Origin of the sequence: Paraburkholderia monticola (assembly GCF_001580545.1) — a bacterium.
GTDB classification, from domain to species: Bacteria; Pseudomonadota; Gammaproteobacteria; order Burkholderiales; family Burkholderiaceae; genus Paraburkholderia; species Paraburkholderia monticola.
The window spans coordinates 734,250-751,958 of record NZ_LRBG01000037.1; the positions used below are offsets into that span (position 1 = coordinate 734,250).

12 protein-coding genes are annotated in these 17,709 nt (G+C 67.0%); 1 reads left to right on the plus strand and 11 read right to left on the minus strand.

All coding sequences use genetic code 11. The annotated features are described in order from the left end of the window. Positions 1 to 79 precede the first annotated feature (79 nt). Positions 80 to 874 carry a class I SAM-dependent methyltransferase gene (locus CI15_RS27230; RefSeq protein ID WP_241495948.1) on the plus strand — a complete coding sequence of 265 codons (795 nt, stop codon included), beginning with the start codon at positions 80 to 82 and terminating at the stop codon, positions 872 to 874. On the opposite strand, the gene CI15_RS27235 is transcribed toward CI15_RS27230, so the two are convergent. The 11 genes from CI15_RS27235 to CI15_RS27285 form a co-directional block, all read right to left on the minus strand. Further along, complete coding sequence (locus CI15_RS27235) at positions 875 to 2,257, minus strand: efflux transporter outer membrane subunit (protein ID WP_420915885.1); 1,383 nt, start codon at positions 2,255 to 2,257, stop codon at positions 875 to 877. Positions 2,258 to 2,406: 149 nt separating this feature from the next. Beyond that, the gene (locus CI15_RS27240; RefSeq protein ID WP_082814311.1) at positions 2,407 to 5,649 is read right to left on the minus strand and encodes an efflux RND transporter permease subunit; all 3,243 of its coding nucleotides are present in this window, start codon (positions 5,647 to 5,649) and stop codon (positions 2,407 to 2,409) included. Beyond that, on the minus strand, positions 5,646 to 6,734 hold the full coding sequence (locus CI15_RS27245) for an efflux RND transporter periplasmic adaptor subunit (RefSeq protein ID WP_174543267.1): 1,089 nt from the start codon (positions 6,732 to 6,734) through the stop codon (positions 5,646 to 5,648). Before CI15_RS27245 ends, CI15_RS27240 begins: the two co-directional genes overlap by 4 nt. A 23-nt stretch (positions 6,735 to 6,757) precedes the next feature. Further along, positions 6,758 to 8,428 (minus strand): fatty acyl-AMP ligase, encoded by a 1,671-nt coding sequence (locus CI15_RS27250; RefSeq protein ID WP_062133905.1) that lies wholly within the window; start codon positions 8,426 to 8,428, stop codon positions 6,758 to 6,760. A gap of 30 nt (positions 8,429 to 8,458) precedes the next feature. Continuing rightward, on the minus strand, positions 8,459 to 9,448 hold the full coding sequence (locus tag CI15_RS27255; protein WP_062133908.1) for a fatty acid desaturase: 990 nt from the start codon (positions 9,446 to 9,448) through the stop codon (positions 8,459 to 8,461). Between the two features lie 51 nt (positions 9,449 to 9,499). After that, complete coding sequence (locus CI15_RS27260; protein WP_062133911.1) at positions 9,500 to 12,277, minus strand: phosphoenolpyruvate synthase; 2,778 nt, start codon at positions 12,275 to 12,277, stop codon at positions 9,500 to 9,502. Between the two features lie 15 nt (positions 12,278 to 12,292). Further along, the gene (locus CI15_RS27265) at positions 12,293 to 13,954 is read right to left on the minus strand and encodes a nucleotidyltransferase domain-containing protein (RefSeq protein ID WP_062133914.1); all 1,662 of its coding nucleotides are present in this window, start codon (positions 13,952 to 13,954) and stop codon (positions 12,293 to 12,295) included. A gap of 18 nt (positions 13,955 to 13,972) precedes the next feature. Then, positions 13,973 to 15,055, minus strand: a complete 1,083-nt coding sequence (locus CI15_RS27270; RefSeq protein ID WP_062133917.1) for an SDR family oxidoreductase — start codon at positions 15,053 to 15,055, stop codon at positions 13,973 to 13,975. A 26-nt stretch (positions 15,056 to 15,081) separates the two neighbouring features. Further along, positions 15,082 to 16,002: a hypothetical protein gene (locus CI15_RS27275; RefSeq protein ID WP_062133920.1), complete on the minus strand. Its 921-nt coding sequence runs from the start codon at positions 16,000 to 16,002 to the stop codon at positions 15,082 to 15,084. After that, positions 15,999 to 16,328 carry an acyl carrier protein gene (locus tag CI15_RS27280; protein WP_062133923.1) on the minus strand — a complete coding sequence of 110 codons (330 nt, stop codon included), beginning with the start codon at positions 16,326 to 16,328 and terminating at the stop codon, positions 15,999 to 16,001. The genes CI15_RS27275 and CI15_RS27280 overlap by 4 nt, the downstream gene beginning before the upstream one ends. 17 nt (positions 16,329 to 16,345) lie before the next feature. Further along, positions 16,346 to 17,116, minus strand: coding sequence for a Coq4 family protein (locus CI15_RS27285; RefSeq protein WP_062133934.1), 771 nt, complete (start codon positions 17,114 to 17,116; stop codon positions 16,346 to 16,348). Between the last annotated feature and the right edge of the window lie 593 nt (positions 17,117 to 17,709).

Here is a 17,709-nt window from a genome sequence, read left to right on the forward strand (position 1 = left end):
GACGCTCACCCAGGCCGACCTGCGCGTCGTTTAGCCTGATCGACGCCTCTGCCCATCTTTACTCATTTCGGTTGCCTGCATGATCATGCGACGCCTGCATCTGCTCGAAATCGAAGACGAGCCGTGGTGCCCACGGGCGATCCGTGACGGCGCCACCGACTGGCTGCATTTTCTGGCCAATGCTCACAAGGGATTCAACGCCATCGGGGACAAAATGCGCGAGGCGATGCGACGGGTCGGCAGCGACCAGATCGTCGATCTCTGCTCGGGCGGCGGCGGCCCGTGGCAGACGCTTGCACCGTTGCTCGCGCAGTCCGGTTCCGTGACGGTGCAACTGACCGACTTCTATCCCAATCGCGCCGCGCGCGAGCGCATATCAGCCGGGTCGAGCGGCCGCGTCACCTATGTGAGCGACTCCGTGGATGCGATGAACGTGCCATCGAGATTCGACGGTGTGCGCACGATGTTCAACGCTTTCCACCATTTTCGGCCGCACGATGCGCGGGCGATCCTCGCCGATGCGGTGAACAAGCGCCGCGCGATCGTCGTCGTCGAGGGCGCCGATCACCGCCTGCTCGGGATCGTGTTCATCCTGCTGATGCCGCTGATGATGCTCGTGCTGACTCCGCTGATCCGGCCGTTTCGCTGGTCGCGACTCGCGCTCACTTATGTCCTTCCGGCCATCCCGCTGCTGTGTCTGTTCGACGGCATCGTGTCGATGCTGCGCATCTACAGTCCCGACGAATTGCGTGAGATGGTGGCAAGCATTCCGGACCAGCAGAGCTTCGAATGGGACATCGGCACGCAGCCGGTACAGGGATCGCCGCTCGGTCTCACGTACCTCGTCGGCGTACCCCGGGAACCCGCAGGCTGATCACTTGCCGGCCAGGTGGTCAGGTCTGCCGTTGGCGCCTGGCGGCAACTCGCCCATGGCCTGAAACAGCGTCGCCGTATCGGTCAGACGTCGGCCGATCAGGCGGATTTCTTCGAGCCTTGCCGCTTCGTACTGCTGCTCGCCGCCGCGCGCGGTCGCAGCGGGCAGCGCGCCGAGCCGGTGGCGGGACGTGGCTTCGTCGAACGCCTCGCGCGCGTCATGGGCGGCACCGCTCGCGGCTTCGAGTGCCTGCGCGTCGTGTTCGAGCGACGCGAGCGTGTCCGCGACGTTCTCGAACGCCGCCAGCACGGTCTGCTTGTACTCGAAGACGGCCGCTTCGTAGGCGTCGATTGACGCGCGCCGTTGCGCGACGAGTGCGCCGCCATGAAAAAGCGCCTGCGAAACCGTCGCGCCGATCGCCCAGATCGCGCCGGCGCCCGACATCGCGAGCGGCCAGCTGAACCCCCCTTGTCCCATCGATGCGGTCAGCGTCAGGCTCGGAAACAGCTGAGCCGTGGCGACGCCGACGTCTGCCGCGGCGGCTTGCAGCGCCGCCTCGGCCGCTTCGATATCGGGCCGCGTGCGCAACAGGTCGGATGGCAACACGACGGGCAGATCCTGCGGCAAGTGCAGGCTCGCGAGTTCGGGCTCGGGCGGTGCCGCGTCGGGCGTGCGGCCAAGCAGCACCGCGAGCGCGTGTCTCGTCACCGTCAGCTGTTGCCGCAGTTCGGCCACGCTAACCTCGAGCGTGGCCGTGTTTTGCCGCGCGCTCAGCACGTCGCCGTGCGTCAGCGATCCGAGTTGGTAATGCCGTTCGGTATCGTGAGCCTGATCGCCGGCAAGCGCGATCAATCGCTCGGTCGCCTCGATCTGGGCGCGCAACATCGCCGCATCGATCGTCGCGGTGACGATGTTGGTGGCCAGTGCGCGCCGCGCCGCTTCGCGTTGATACGCTTCGACGTCGACACGCGCGGAGCGGGCCGCGTTGGCCTTGTGCACCGCGCCGAACAGGTCGAACGTATATTGCGCCTGGACGACGCCGATGAACTCGTTGTAGAGCAGCGTATTCGGACCGCCGGGCACCGGAATGCCGAGATCGCGCCCGCGTGAGGCTTGCCCGACCAGATCGACCGTCGGCAGCAGCGAGCTGTGAATCTGGCCCATCAGTTGTTCGTGCGCGGCGGCGAGGCGCTTGTCGGCGGCAGCGAGCGTCGGGCTGTTGCGCAAACCTTCCTCGACGAGCGCATTCAACTCGGTCGATCCGAACAGCCGCCACCATTCGGGCGCAGGTTGCGCGCCGACCGTGAAGCGCTGCGCGACCCCGAGCGCCTCGACCGTTTGCGCGGGCTGCGGCTCGACGCCGTAGTGGACGGGAACGGGCATCGCGGGCGGTTCGCCGCTCGGTCCGAACGTGCATGCGCCAAGCGCGATCGCGGCGGCCGCACCGAGCGCCGCCCGCCATCCAGGCAGCGCCGCAGCGCGCGCTCGCTCCGGCGCTGGTTCGAGAATGGGATTGCAGTCTGTGCCCACGATCAACTCCACGTATATTCGACCGGCGCGCTCGCGCTTCGCAGATCGCGTTCGCCGTCCCGCACCTTGAACGCGGTCGCGTAGAGCGCGGGCAAAAAGAACAGCGTCAAGACGGTGGCGCCGGTGATGCCGCCCATCAGCGCGGTCGCCATCGGTCCGAAGAAGGCGGAACGCAAGAGCGGAATCAGGGCGAGCACGGCGGCCGCGGCGGTCAGCATGATCGGGCGGAAGCGCCGCAGCGTGGCGCCGACGATCGCATCGAAGCGCGGGTGGCCCGCGGCGATATCGCGTTCGATCTGGTCGACGAGGATGACCGAGTTGCGCATGATGATGCCGGACATCGCAATGACGCCGAGCATCGCCACGAAGCCGAACGGCTTGCCGAACAGCAGCAGCGCGCCGACCACGCCGATGAGCCCCAGCGGCGCGGTGAGCACGACCATCAGCACGCGTGTGAAGCTGCGCAGTTGAATCATCAGCAGCGACAGCACCACGACGAGCATCAGCGGAAGCTGCGCGATCACCGACGCCTGCGCGTTACCGCTGATCTCGCCCGCACCGCCGGTCTCGATCCGGTAGCCGATCGGCAGCGACGCGCGCAGCGGCTCCAGCGACCGATCGATCGCCTGGATCACGTCGAGGTCGAGAGCGTTGCCGCGCACGTCGGACTGGACCGTGATCGTCGGTTGACGGTCGCGGTCCCAGATCACCGCGTATTCGAGCTCGTTTTTCAGGTGTCCGAGCGCGCCGAGCGGAACCGGACCGTTCGGCGTCGGCATCGCGAGGTTCACGATCCCGGCGGGATCGACGCGCTCGCTCTGGGGCGCGCGCAGGTCGACGCTGATCAACCGGTCGCGAACCCGGAACTGCGTGAACGTGTAGCCCGACAGCGTCATCGCGAGGAAGCTCCCCACGTCTTCCGACGTGACGCCGAGCTCGCGCGCCTTCTGCTGGTCGATCTCGAAGCGCACCGAGCGCTCGCCGGGTTCGTCCCAGTCGAAATGGACGCCTGTCGTGCGCTCATCGTCTTTCATGATCGCCGCGACTTTTTCCGCGATTTCCCGCACGGTGCCGAGCTCGCTTCCGCTGACGCGAAACTGCACCGGATAGCCGACCGAGGGGCCGGTCTCGAGCGGCGAGACGCGCGTGCGCGCGGAGGGAAAGCTCTTTTGCAGGGTGCTTGCGAGCCAGCGCTCGAGCTTCACGCGATCGTCGACGGACTTTGCGGTGATCACGAACTGCGCGAAGTTGGGCTGGGTCAGCTGGACGTCGAGCGGCAGATAAAAGCGCGGTGCGCCCGCACCGACGAAGTCGACCAGATGATCGATCTCGGGCCGGCCGGCCAGGGTCTTTTCGAGGCGCGTGGCTTCGCGCAGCGTCGCTGCGAACGACGCACCTTCGGGCAGCCGCATGTCGACGAGCAGTTCGGGCCGCTCGGAGCTCGGGAAGAACTGTTGCGGCACGAGCGCAAAGCCGGCCAGCGCGGCAACGAACAGCGCGCCCGTGACGCCGAGCACGATGAGGCGCCGCTTCAGACACCACACGATGCACTCGCGCAGCCGGCGATGAAAGCGGGTGGCGGGCAACGTCGCCGTCCGAGACGAGTTCATCTCCGTGTCGTCGTGCCGGCGGATCTTGAGCGCGAAGTGCCGCGCTGGCCCGCGTGCGGTGTGCTTGCGTTCGGGCAGCAGGTGATAGCCGAGCAACGGGATCAGCACGACTGCCGCAAACCACGAAGCGATCAGCGCGATCGCGGACACCTGAAAGATCGAGCGCGTGTACTCGCCGGTCGCCGATTTTGCCAGCGCGATCGGCAGGAATCCCGCCACCGTGACCAGGGTCCCCGTCAGCATCGGAAACGCGGTGCTGCTGTAGGCGAATGCCGCGGCCTTTGCGCGGCCCAATCCCTGCTCGAGCTTTACGGCCATCATTTCGACCGCGATGATCGCGTCGTCGACGAGCAGGCCCAGCGCGAGGACGAGCGTGCCGAGCGAGATCTTGTGCAAGCCGATGTCGAAGCCATCCATGCAGAGCACGGTGACCGCGAGCACGACCGGGATCGAGATCGCGACCACCACGCCGGCGCGCCAGCCCAGCGAGATCAGGCTCACGGCCAGCACGATCGCGATGGCTTCGGCGGCCGCCTCCAGAAAAGCGTGGACCGAATGCGAGACCGCGTGCGGCATGCTCGACACCTCGACGAGCTTGAGCCCCGCGGGCAGACGCCCGCGCAATTCGGCGATCTGCGTGTCGAGCCGCTTGCCAAGCTGAATCACATCGCCGCCCGCCTGCATCGTGATGCCGATGGCGAGCACGGGGCCGCCGCCGGCGCGAACCTGCGAGACCGGCGGATCGTCGTAGCCGCGCTTGATCGTCGCGATGTCGCCGAGACGAACGAGGCGATGGTTGATGTCGATCAGCGTGTCGCCCATCGCCTTCAGATCAGTGAACTGGCCGCTCGGACGCACATAGACGCGGTCGAACGCGGTGGTCAGCGTGCCGCTCGGCGTGACCGCATTTTGCGCATTGATCGCCTGAGCCAGTTGTTGCGGCGTGATGCTGAGCCGAGTCAATTGCGCGTTGGGAATTTCGATCGTGATGTGCTCGTCGGGATCGCCGAAATAGTCGACCTTCGCGACACCGGGCACGCGCAGCAGCACGCCGCGAAGTTCGTCGGCATAGGCGTGCAACTGGGCCGGCGAGAACCCGTCGCCCGCGAGCGTATAGATGTTCGTGTAGACGTCGCCGAACTCGTCGTCGAAGTACGGACCCCGCACGCCGGGCGGAAGCGTGTCGGCGATGTCGCTGACTTTCTTGCGCACCTGGTACCACGTCTCGCGCACCTCGCTCACCGGCGCGGAGTCTTTCATCGTGAACACGATCAGCGATTCGCCGGGACGCGAGTAGCTGCGCAGATAGTCGAGATGAGGCGTTTCCTGGAGCTTGCGGCCGATCCGGTCGGTGACCTGCTCCTCGACCTGGCGTGCGGTCGCGCCGGGCCAGAAGGTCCGGATCACCATCGCGCGGAACGTGAACGGCGGGTCCTCGGATTGTCCGAGCCGGGAATAGGCGAGCACGCCGAACAAGGTCGCGAGCACGACGGCGAAGATCACGAGCGCCTGGTTGCGGATCGCCCACGCGGACAGGTTGAAGCGGCCCGTATCGTCCGCCGGCGGCCGCGGCGGTCCGCCTGATCCATCGGGGCCGCCCAGGCCGCCGGAACCCTGGCTGAACAGCGCCTTCATGATGCGAAGTCCTCGGGATGCAAGGGTGCGACCGCGCGCACGGTCTCGCCGGCGCTCACGGTATGCACGCCTTGCAGCACGACGCGCTCGCCGTCGGTGAGGCCTTGTGAGACGGAGATCGTGCGGTCGTCGTAGCGGCCGACCTGGACCCGCCGCAGCTCCAGCGCCTGGTCGCGGGGCCGCACGACCCACACGGCCGGCGCGTTGCCCTCGTGAAACAGCGCGGTGGCGGGCAGCGTGATCGGGTCGTCCGCTTGCGCTTCGCCCGCCGTGTCGGCGAACGTGACGTTGGCCGTCATGCCGAGGTGCACCTCGGGACCCGGCGCATCGAGCGTCAGTTTCGCGCGATAGGTGCGGCTGCCGGGATCCGCGGCCGGCGACAGCTCGCGCACGTGCGCCGCGTAGCGGCGGCCGGTGACGGCCGGCAGCGAGATGCTGGCCGCGCTGCCGACCGCCAGCGCCTTCAGCAGGCTCTCGGGCACGTCGCAGAGGATATCGACCTCGCCGGACCAGGCGACGTGGTAGACCGCTTGTCCTGGCGCGAGGTTCTGCCCGGTATCGGCGTCTTCGCTAGTCACGACGCCGGCATGTTCTGCCGTGAGGGTCGTGTATTGCACCTGATTCTTCAGCAGCGCGAACTGCTCGACCACCTGATCGCGCTGTGCGACGGCTGCCACATACGCGTCCTGGGTTTGCTCGAGCTGCGCCGTCGAGATCAGCTGTTCCTGCGCCTGCGCCCGGTCGCGATCGAGTTGCTGCTCGGCGAAGGTGAGCCGATGCTGCGCCGCCATCAATTGAGCTTGTGCGCTCGCGAGGCTGCGTTGCGCGTCGTCGGGATCGAGCCGCGCGATCACGTCGCCCGCCTTGACCGTGTCGCCGAGGTGCACGTTGCGCACGATCAGTTTGCCGGCGATGCGAAACGACAGCGGCGTCGCATAGCGTGCGTTGACTTCGCCCGGCAGCGTCGCGAGAACGGGCCGGCTGTCGCGGTGCACGGTCACGGCGATGACCGCGCGCGGCGGCGTCACCTCGGCTTCTCTCGCGTGACAGGCGGCGAGCGCGAGCGCGCCCGACATCGTCAGCATGATCCTGTGCCAGCGCAGGCGGTTCACGTGTGTTCCTCCAGCTCGCCGGCTTCGAACTGCGCCTTGGTCCGGCGGCGCTGCACTTTGCCGCTCGACGTCCGCGGTAAGCTGCCCGCCTGTACGATCGCCACGTGACCGACCTGCAGGCCCGCGCATTCGGCGACCTTCTGCGCGATCGCGCGCCGCAGCGTGGCGGCCTCGGCCGGCTTGCCCTCCGCACACACGATGAGCGTCTCGTCGCCGTCGCGCATCACGCTGAACGCGATGACGCCGCGGCTTTGCACGCTCGGCAACTCGGCCACCGCCCATTCGATGTCCTGCGGATAGTGGTTCGAGCCGTGAATCACGATCAGATCCTTGCTGCGGCCGCAGATATAGAGCTGGTCGCCGGCGACATAACCGAGGTCGCCGGTCTGGAGCCAACCGTCGCGATACGCGGCGGCGCTCGCGTCGGCCTCGCCGTAGTAGCCCACGGTGATGCTGGGCCCGCGCGTGACGATTTCGCCGACGCAGCGCTCGGGCAACGCTTGCCCGGATTCGTCGACGATCCGCAACTCGTGGCCCGGAAACGGATGGCCGCAGCCGACCAGCTCGACCGAACGCAATCCGGTATCGTGCGTGGCCGGGATGGCGCGTCCGAGCCCCAGCGCTGACGCATAGACGACGTCGGTGACGATCGGCTGGCCGTGGTCGTGAAACGTGATCGCGAGCGTTGCCTCGGCCATTCCGTAGCACGGCAGCAGTGCTTCGGCGCGAAAACCGGCCGGCTCGAAGCGCGCGCAGAAGTCACGCAGCGCTTGCGCGTTGATCGGCTCGGCACCGCAGCCGGCCACGCGCAGCGGCCGCAGGTCGAGCCCTTCGAGGTCCTTGTCGCGGGTACGGCGCGCGGCGAGCGCGTAGGCGAAGTTCGGCGCGAAGCTGATCGTGCCGCCGTACTTCGTGATCGCCTCCATCCACAGGCCGGGGCGGCGCACGAACGCTTCGGTGGCGAGCAGCACGCTCGGCAAGTCGCAGATCAACGCGCCGAGCACGCTGATGAGTCCCATGTCGTGGTGCAACGGCAGCCAGCTGACGTAGACGTCGTCTTTGCGCAGATCGATGCCGCGCGGTCCGAGGAATGCTCGCGCATTCGCGAGCAGATTGCGATGCGTGACCATCACGCCTTTCGGCAGCGACGTGCTGCCCGACGTGTATTGCAGGAAGCACAGGTCATCGGGCTGCACGGCGGGTAAATCGCAGGCGGGCGGCTCGCCGTCGTCCAGCGCTTCAACTGTCACGATGCGTTCGAGGCCGGTGTCGACGGCCAGCACGTCCTCGATGGTTTCTTTTGCCGAGTCCGATGTGAGCAGTATCCGCGCGCCCGCCGAGCGCACGATGTGACTCACGGTTTCGGCATAGCGCGTGCGGGTCTTGAAGTTGAGGCTGCCGCGAGGAAAGATCGGCACCGGCACCAGACCGGCAAACGAGGCGCCGAGGAAGCTCAGGATGAACGCTTCCGGGTCGAGGATCACGAGCGCGATGCGCTCGCCCTTGCTCAGGCCCAGGGCCGCGAGGCGCCTCGCACGCTTGCGCGCTTCGCGCTCGAGCGCCTCGTAAGGATAGTAGTGCTCGTCGCCGTGCGAGGAGACAAAGCGAAGGCCTCGAGCGTCGCCGCGCGGCAGCGCCGAAACGGCATCGACTAGCGTCTGGTCCATGGTGACGGGTCCTCGTTGTGTGATCGAGCTTCAGCGTTCGAGCGAAGCGGCCGGCGCCCAGTCGCGGATCGGCTGCAGACGGCGGCGCAGCAGCGCGATCACCTCGTCGTCGCTGCGCACCGGCGCGCCCGGCAGGCGCACGAAATGCGTGGCGAGCTTGCGATGCTGGTGGGTGACGAGCAGCAGCCAGATCTGCGCGATGTCGATGCGATCGAACACGACCGCGTCCTCGCGTCCGTACTTCTCGAGATTCGCCGCGAATTCCTTCGTCAGTTCGCTGTAGTGCGTGCCTTTGCGGACGTGGTGGTAGATGTGATAGCCGGCGTTGAAGACGCGGGCATTGAAGCGCGCGTCGATCGTATTGGTGCTGCTCGTGTAGGGGTTGTCGGGATGATCGGGGTCGATGAACGCGTGCTGGACCCAGTTGCCGATCATCATCATCAGCCGCACGAACACGAACGGGAACACGAACACGACGAGCGTCGCCCGCAGGTTCCAGTACGCGGCGGCGGCAACGGCTGCGTAAAACGCGACCTCACCCACGAGCAGCTGGCGGATCAGCTTCGTATTGCGCGAGCGCCACAGATAGACGCTCAGCTCGAGCGGGACCAGCGCGGCGAAGCGCAGGTAGTAGTGCAGAAAGCCGCTCACGCTGTCGCGCTGATACCGCATCGTCGAGCTCAGATCGCCGGGCAGGTTGTCGTCGATGTGATGCATGCCCATGTGATGGACATAGAAGGTGCCCGGCGTCTGACCGAACAACGGACACAGCACCCACTCGAGCAGGATCTCGCACGCCCGGTGCTGCTTCCTGAACAGCCGCCGATGCAGCGTGCAGTGATAGCTCATCGTGAAGCGGTCGCCGAACGCGTTCCAGACGAGCACGTAGGCCACGCCCAGCCACCACGGAAAATGGCCGAGGCCATACAGCAGCGCCGCGGCGGGGATGAACAGCAGCGCGCACTGGATATAGAGCCGCAGATGGGGCAGGTCGCGACGATCGTTGAGGAGGCGGTACATGGCAATATCCTTCAGAGGCAATTTCAATGGTCAGCGGGTGGGAAATTCATTTCAGGTCGGTTCGGGCAGTTCGATCACGCCGCTATGGCCATCGACCTTGAGCTGCATGCCTGACTGCACGCGCGTCGTGAGGCCCGGAATCTGGACGATGGTCGGGATGCCGATCTCGCGTGCAACGATCGCGGCATGGGTCAGCGGACTGCCGCGCTCGATCAGAAGCCCGGTCGCCGAAGCGAATACCGGGACCCAGCCGGGGTCGGTCCGATAGGTGACGAGGATGCCGCCGTCGAACTCGTTGGCTTCGCGCACGACCTTCGCCTGTCCAACGGCAAAGCCCGGCGAGCAGGGCGTGCCGCGTAGCGTCGCGCCGGAAGCATCGGAAGGCGCCGCGCGCAGCGCGGCGAGGTTCGCCGGTTTGCCGAGCCAGGCCGCAACGGGGCCATGCGTCACGAAGCGTGGCGGCAGGTCGTCCATGGCGCGGTAGGCCGCATCGTCGCGCTTGCGTTGCTCGACGAGCGGGCGCAGCTCGCGATGGGAGACGGTGCCTTCGAAGCAGCCCCGGATTTCCTCGAGGCGCAGATGGAAGATGTCGCGGGCGGTTGCCAGCACGCCGTCGCCGGCCAGACCCTCGCCGATCGCGCGGAACATCCGGCGCGCGACCCCGAACGCGCGCGAGCGGCAAAAGCGCACGGTCTCACGCGCCCGGATCGCGGCGCGCACGCGGCTGCGCGCGCGGGCAAAAATCCAGCGCTGGAGCGGATTGAGCCGCTCATGCAATAACGCGTCGATGCGCGCTTCGGTGGCGGTGCGATCGATCGACACGGCACCATGCGCGAGCGAAGCCTTCAACATATCGAACAGCACGCCCGGGTCTTCGCGCAGATCGGGTTCTTCGAGCTTCAGTTCGTTGTTGCTGCGGTACGCGAAGTCGGCGAGATAGCGCTCGATGTCGGCGACGATCTGAGGCGCGCCGCATCCGCGCAGCGCCGCATACGCAACGGCTGACGGCGTGCTGCGGATCAGTGCTTCGACTCGAGGCTCGGCGCGCACGGCTTGCGCGATCGCAGCCAGCCGGCGCACCGGTTCGATGGACTCGATATCGTCCATGCCGCCGATGACCGCCACTTCGAGCCACTCGGGCGCATCGGGCATCCACCGTTTGATCAGTCGCCGGAGCACGCCGTAACTGAGACCGATCGCCGATTCGAGCACGATCATCATGCCCCAGCGCGCGAGCAGCGCCTGCTCGAAGCGGCGGTAGTGCGCATAGACGGCGTCGGCGGGAAGCGAGCGATAGTCGAGCGCGTCGAACTCGTCGTAGACCGGGTAGAAGAACGCGCGGAAGCGTTCGACATTGCGCTCGAGACGCGCGAAGTGCCACGCGAACTTCGTGCCGCTCACCGCCCGGATGCAGGCGAGGCCGGCGCGCGAGCGGGTCTGGTACGGAGTGATCTGCGCGGCGAAGCTCGCCAGATCGAGCGGCTCGTCGACGCCCATCTGGACTTCCATCATCTTGCGCCCGAGGTCCTGGAACGGCGCGAGCCCGGAGAGCTTGTACCAGTGCAGCAGGTTGTAGTACACGCGCCCGTTCAGGAACGCGAGCGTCGAGCCGAGGAAGCCATCCATCTGACGCCGCTGCGTGTGCGGAATCGCGAGCAGCCGGCCGAACTCGCGGAACACCTGCGCATAGACGTGCTGCGCGAACGTGAACGTCAGCTGTGTCGTCACGCCGGGATAGTTCTCGACGATGTTGGAGTTGTCCCACAGCTGGAATTCGCCGGCTCGCGACGGCACCGGCGCGACCGGGGTGGTCACGGGGCGCGCTTGCAGGATCCATAGCTGGTTCTGCGCGATGCACCATTCGATATCGAGCGGCTCGCCGAGCGTGGTTTCGAGCGTGCGGGCCGTCGTCACGATGCGCTCGATCTCGTCGTTGGACAGAGCCACTGCCTCGCGCAGCGCGGCCGGCACCTCGCGAATGTCGCGGCCGTCATGGCGTTCATGTTTTTCGCCGATCACCACCTGCTTGTGCTGTCCGGTATGACGGTCCACGGTGATCGTGTCGGCGTCGACCGCGCCCGACACGAGTCCCTCGCCAAGCCCGTAGACGGCGCTCAAGACGAGCTCGTCGCGGTTGCCGTTCGCCGGGTTGATCGTGAACACGACGCCGCTCGTGTCCGCCTGAGCGAGGCGCTGCAGGATCACGGCCATGCCGGCGCCGGCGATATCGAGTCCGTGCTGATGCCGGTAGCGCAGCGAGCGCTCGGAGTACGCGGAAGCCCAGCACCGGCGCACGTGTTCGAGCGTCGAGTCGAGGCCGCGTACGTCGAGGAACGTGTCGAACTGGCCGGCGAACGAGAAGCTCGCGCTGTCTTCTTCGACGCCCGACGAACGCACCGCGAGCGGGCCGTCTCCTATGCTGTCGAATGCGCGCGCGATATCGGCGCGCAACGCGGCGCTCATGTCGCACGTCAGCACGACCTCGCGGATCGCGCTCGCGATCGCGGCGGCGTTCGCGGGCGTGAAGTCGCCAAGCAGCGCGGCGATGGTTCCGTCGAGATCGGCGTCGCGGCGGAACTCGGCAAAGCAGTCGGTGCCGAGAATCGCCCACTGTGGCACCGCCGCGCCGAGGTTCGCCAGCCGATGCAGCGATCGGCCCTTGTTGCCGGCAAGCCGTTCGATGGTGTCGGCCGGACTCGCCGCGGTGAGGATCACGCGAGACGATGCTGCCGGGGCGGCGCTGTCGCACGCAGCGTTGACCTCGTGGGGTGCGCAGCTTCCGGCCGCTTCGAGTTGGCCGCGTGCAGGCGTAATAGTGTCTAACTTCATTGCGTTCCCCGTTGCTCAGGTGCTCGACGACGCGAGCAGATCTCTCGCTTCCTCGGCGGTACCCCGTCCGCCGTGGGCGGTCTGCGGGAAGCGCGCGTGCAGATGCGCGCCGAGGTTGATCCAGTCGTAGGCGGCGTGGATCGTGCCGCGCCAACCCGACGCCGTATCGAAGCTCGCCGGAAATTGCGGGTCGCCGCCGAGCTTGCGCAGACGCTGCGCGAGTTCATCGGCCAGCGCGACGCAGCGTTGTGCATCGCGCGTCGAGCCGATCGAACACTGTTCGAGTTCGCGGATGCCGTCGATCAGCGTCGCATCGAGCGGCAGCAGCCGGATCGCGTCGAGCGTCGCTTCTTCCATCGTCGACTGCGGCGTCACGCCGTGCGCTCCGAGCGTGACCATGCAGGCGGTCTGCATCATCCGTTGCAGCGCGTACTCGAGTACCTTCCATTGGCCGCGCTGGAGTGCACCTTGGGCGTCCTCGCGCGCGTTCTCGAGGCCGATGTTGGCCCAGACCATCTCGAGACCCGCTTCGGCGAAGCGCCCGGCGGGCATCGGCAGCAACTGCGCACCGCTCGCGCGCCCGGCCGCGAGGCGCGCGCCGTCGATCGAGATCAGCGGCGCACGGGACACCGGCGTCGAGGTCGCCTGCTGACGCGCGTGGATTTCTCCGCTCCCTTTCCAGCGTAGGCTGACGAGGCCCAGCCGGCTGAACTCGGCGATCAGCGCGCGGCGCCGGCTTGCCGCCTGAGCGTCGTCATGGCTCGCGAGATCCGTGCATGGCGTGTCGAACGTGATCGCACGCCACGCCTGGGCCGCTTCGTCGTCGAGCGCGAAGACGTCGCCGCCGCGCAGCACATGGACCCGTTCGCCGATCTGCCAGGTCGTCGTGTCTTTGCCGGGGCCGATCAGCACGTTGTCGGCCGCGAGGCTCACGCCGTTGACACCGAACTCACGGATCAGCGCGACCCCCGCCGCCAGCAACCCGCTTGCGGCGCCTTGCTCGCGCGGCGCGTGCAGCAGGTTCCACAGACGGTCGACGCGGCCGGCGTCGACGGCCGCGCGTTCGAGTTGCAGCGACAGCCATTTCGGGCTCATGTAGCACTCGCCGAGGCGCGCCACGTGACTCTTGGCCGCATGAAACGCGGCGGTCCTGATCCACGCGCGAGCGTAGTCGGGCTCGCCGAGCGCGAACATCGCGACCGCATAGCGGCCGGTCTGCCGCGCGAAATCCTCGAACCACAGCGCCACCGCCTCGCAGAGCGCCTCGCGGCCAAGCTCGGCTTGCAGCGTCCCGATCAACGCCGGGTTGTCGATCGGCAGCCCGCCGATAAAACGCTGGCAACGCTCGAGCAGATTCCACGACAGGCGCGCCACCGCGCGACGGCCTTTGCCCAGTGCTTCGCGAACCTGCGCGAGTTCGCGGCGCAGGCGTGCCGGACTCAGCAGCCTGACTTCGACACGGCGGCCATCGATGAACAGGATGTACGGCATCGTGGCCGGCTCGATTCCGTTGTCGACGATCGCGACGAAGTCGACGTCGGAGCGTTCGTTACCGAAGCCTTCGGCAATCGAGCCTTCGAGAAAGACGGCGCTCGGTGCCCGCTGTTCGAACTGGGCACCTAGCGCGGCCCGCGATTTTTGCCAGAGTTCCGCGAGCATCGGATCAGTCATCAACATGGTTAGGCTCCCTGAACGTCAAGCCGAGCGCGGCACGAAGTAGCCCGCCGCGATCCCATAACGAAAGATCCTGCGCAGCAGCGTTTTGCCCGTCGCGCGAGGCAGCGCCGGCAGCAGGGCGGCGGTCGTCTCCCGTGCAAAGCGCACCTGGCGCGTCAGGTACGACTCGTAGAGTTTCACGACCTCGTCGTAGTAACGTCGCTCGAGCGGCTTCATCGCGGCGGCGTCGAAGACATGCCGCGGCACATAGCGAGGCACGTGAAACGAGGGAAACTCGGCGCAGACGTCGTTGATTTCGCGCAGCGTCGTGGGCGTGCCCGAGGTCAGATGCAGCGTGCGTCCGCGCACCAGCGGGAACTTCGCCAGCGCCTCGGCGACGCAGTCCGCGACCCAGTCGATCGGCACGATGTTCAGCGTTGCGCCGTAGTCGCCGGGCATCGTGCGCACGAGTCCCGCGGCCGTCAGACGCACGACGGTGTAAAGCGTGTCGAACTTGCGGATCACGCCGGTCGCCGAGTCGCCGACGATGATCGATGGGCGCAGGACCGCCGCCGGCAGACCGCCGCGCATCGCCGCTCGCACCGACTGTTCCGCGCGGTACTTGCTCTGCTCGTACGGGTTGCCCAGGCGCTGGCCGAGTTCGAGGTCGTCCTCGCTGAAGATGCCGGGGCGCTCGCCACAGACATAGGCGGTGCTCACATAGAGCAACGGAATCGGCGCGTCGCCGCTACGTTGCGCGAACTCGACGATGCGCTCGGTGCCGCGAAAATTGATCGCCTCGTAGACCTCGGGCTTGCGCCCGAAGCTGGTCAGCGCGGCACAGTGGACGATCGCTTGCGTCGTCGCGCGCAGTGCAGCGTAGGTGTCCGGATCGAGCCCAAGGTGGGGTTCGGCGACGTCGCCTCGCACACAGGAGAAGGTACCGGCAGCCGGCGTGTGACCGCGATACGGCGTTGCCGCGAGCGGCGTGCCGTCGTTGCGGACCACCGGTCCATCGGAGCGCAGAAAGGCGACGACCGGATACCCCATTGCCGTCAGCCGGGCGATCACTTCAGCGCCCAGCAGACCTCGCGCACCGGTGACCAGAACGTGCTTATTCATCGTGGGTGACCATCCAGGGTTGCGTGTCATTTGAGGAGAAGCCCGGCGAGCAGTCCGAGTTCGACGGCGACGACGAAGCGGGTGCCGGCCCAGCGTGGCCGGCCTGGCCGGCTCGCGGGGCCGGGCCAGGACGCGTTGAGCCAAACGAGCCACACGAGTGGCAGCGTCGCGGCATAGATCGAGTACGTTAGCGAGAGGCCTGCCAGGCGCGAGAGCGACACGTTGATGCCGAGCGCCAGAATCAGGAAGGCATTCAACGCGAGCCGGATTCCGCGCGCCGGGAGGTGATAGGGCTGCGGCGCGGTGGTGCCGACCTTGCGCGAGAACTTCCAGAACTCGTAGCCGGTCCACATCGAACCCGCTACGCACACGACGACGAACGAATTCAGTTCGCGCGCAGCCATATCGCGCCAGAAGAAATAGGCGTACGTGAAGATGGCGAATGGCGCGCCTTCGAAAGCGGGTAAGCAGAGCAGCGGGTGCATCGTCGCGAACAGCCGCTTGCAACCGAACGGGGCCGCGAAGGCCAGTGCGGCGGCGGCAGCGGCGGCGGCCCACGCGTGCTTCATGCCGATGTTCAGCACGGCGAGCAGCAACGCGCCTGCCGCAAGGCTGGCGACGAGACGTGTGCGCCGTGCCGCGCGCCATGCCGACGGCGCGCGCCAGGCGGGATAGTCGCGCTCGAGGTCGTCGAGGTCGTCGATCAGGCGCAGTTGGACGAACAGCAGGAAGAACGACGCAAGGCCGGCCAGGAGACGCCAGCCCGGTTCGAAGGCGACGCCGGCTATCCGTCCGTACAGCAGCAGCGAGCAGACGAACGCGCCGGCGATCGGCACCGCCTCGGAGGCGAGCGGCATCCGGCCGAGCGCGTTGCCGACGGCGGCTGCCGTCGTGGCAAGCCTGCCGCGATGGGCATCCGGGGTGGCCAACGAAACGCGCGGGCTCATGTGCGCATCCCCTCATCGACGGCGATACCGACCGCCGTGTGCCGCATGCACAGATCCACCAGCGATCCGACCGTGAAGTACGCTTCGTCGGATCCTTCGCTCAACGCTTCCAGCGGCAGGCGCTCGATGCCGAACGCCTGCTCGAGTGCGACCACCGCTTCGACGAGCGACAGCGAGTCGAGGCCGAGATCGGCGATCAGTGAACTCTCGAGGTGAATCTCGGCATCGAAGTCGCGTCGATGTTCGCGGCAGACGCGGGCGAGCTGCGTGCGTACCACTTCGAACACGCTGCTTCGCGTCGACGCATTGTTCGGTGTGCTGGTCATGTTGGGATCCTTTCCGTTCACGCGATGCTCGACGCGGCGTAGCGCCACGGCAGTGTCTGGCCGCCGGCCAGGATGCCCTGCGGGTGGGCGAGCGCGAGCGGCTCGATCGAGAGCTCGCAGCGCACGGTTGCGAGCGGTCGCTCCAAGGCCTCTTCCCACGGGTACGAAAGGGGAATGCGCGCATGCTGGCCACGCAGCCACGCGCGGCGCAGAAAACGATGCACCCAGAAGTTCGGCCACCACGGCGCGGTCAACGCGGTGCCGAGCAGACCCACGATGCGCGCGCGCATCGGTTCGAGCCCGCAGTCGAACGCGAGAAGCGAGGTCTCGCCGGCCCAGTCCTGTCCATAGCCCGTCAGCACGTGCAGCAGGTCATGAATGCAGCCGCTGCGCTCGATGAACCACTGCCGGTCCGGGCCGGGGAGGATTTCTTCGAGGCCCGCGGCGAGCCGGCTCGCCTGCAGCAGACCATCGGCGCTGTAGCCGCTGTGCTCCATCATCGCCATATAGGCGCGGCCGAACGAGCCCGCCGGCAAACGCAAGAGCGCAGCGGAGTCCGCGAGCGTGCCGAGCAGTGACGGTTGTTCGGAAAGCAGTACGGCGGCGCCCGGCTCGCCGAGAAAACGCTGGTACATCGCCTCCATCTGGCCGCCGTCGAGCGCGATCATCACCTCATAGGCATGCTGAATATCGTCGACATTCGCCCTCAGCGCCTTGATCGCCCGCAAGGCGCGCGGCCAATCGACGTGACGTCGCGCCGGCGCGTTGTTCTTCAGGGTTGCTGTCATCTGCGGCTCCCGTCAATGCTCATGAGGACGAGTCACGAATGGCGATCGAGCGATGCCATTCGATTCGGGTTCAGGTTCGGGTTCGGTTACGGCAAAGAGGAATCGTGTTGGGACGGCTACTGCCTGCGGATGCTTTTTGCAGGGTTCATGCCAGTCATCCGTTGGCGGAACGGAGGTCGTCCTCTAACACTGCAATGACGCAATGGCGTGGCCGGATATCAAAAGGCGGGCGCGGGGACCGGCCGGATTCCGGTGGGGTCTGCGAGGTGGCGAGGCAGGTTCGCGGAGACCGTCGCCATCACCGCGATGTCGGTGCCCGGCCAACACGTGCAGGCAAATCTGTTGGTTGCGGGTGGACTGCGGGACCTCCAATGCTGGGCCGCTTCTCACCCGGATGTCCGAACGTCTAAACGTTCTGAAGTGTCGCGCGGCCTTTTGAAATCTGGCTGCCTGCTTGCGTCATTGCATCTGACGAGGGCTCGCTTCGTACCGCAATAGAAGACCTGGCACGAACCGTGAGTGAAGATCGCGAGCCAATGAAGACCCGTTGTATTTCGAAGCTCGTGGAATCTGGTAGAGGGTCGCGAAGCGTT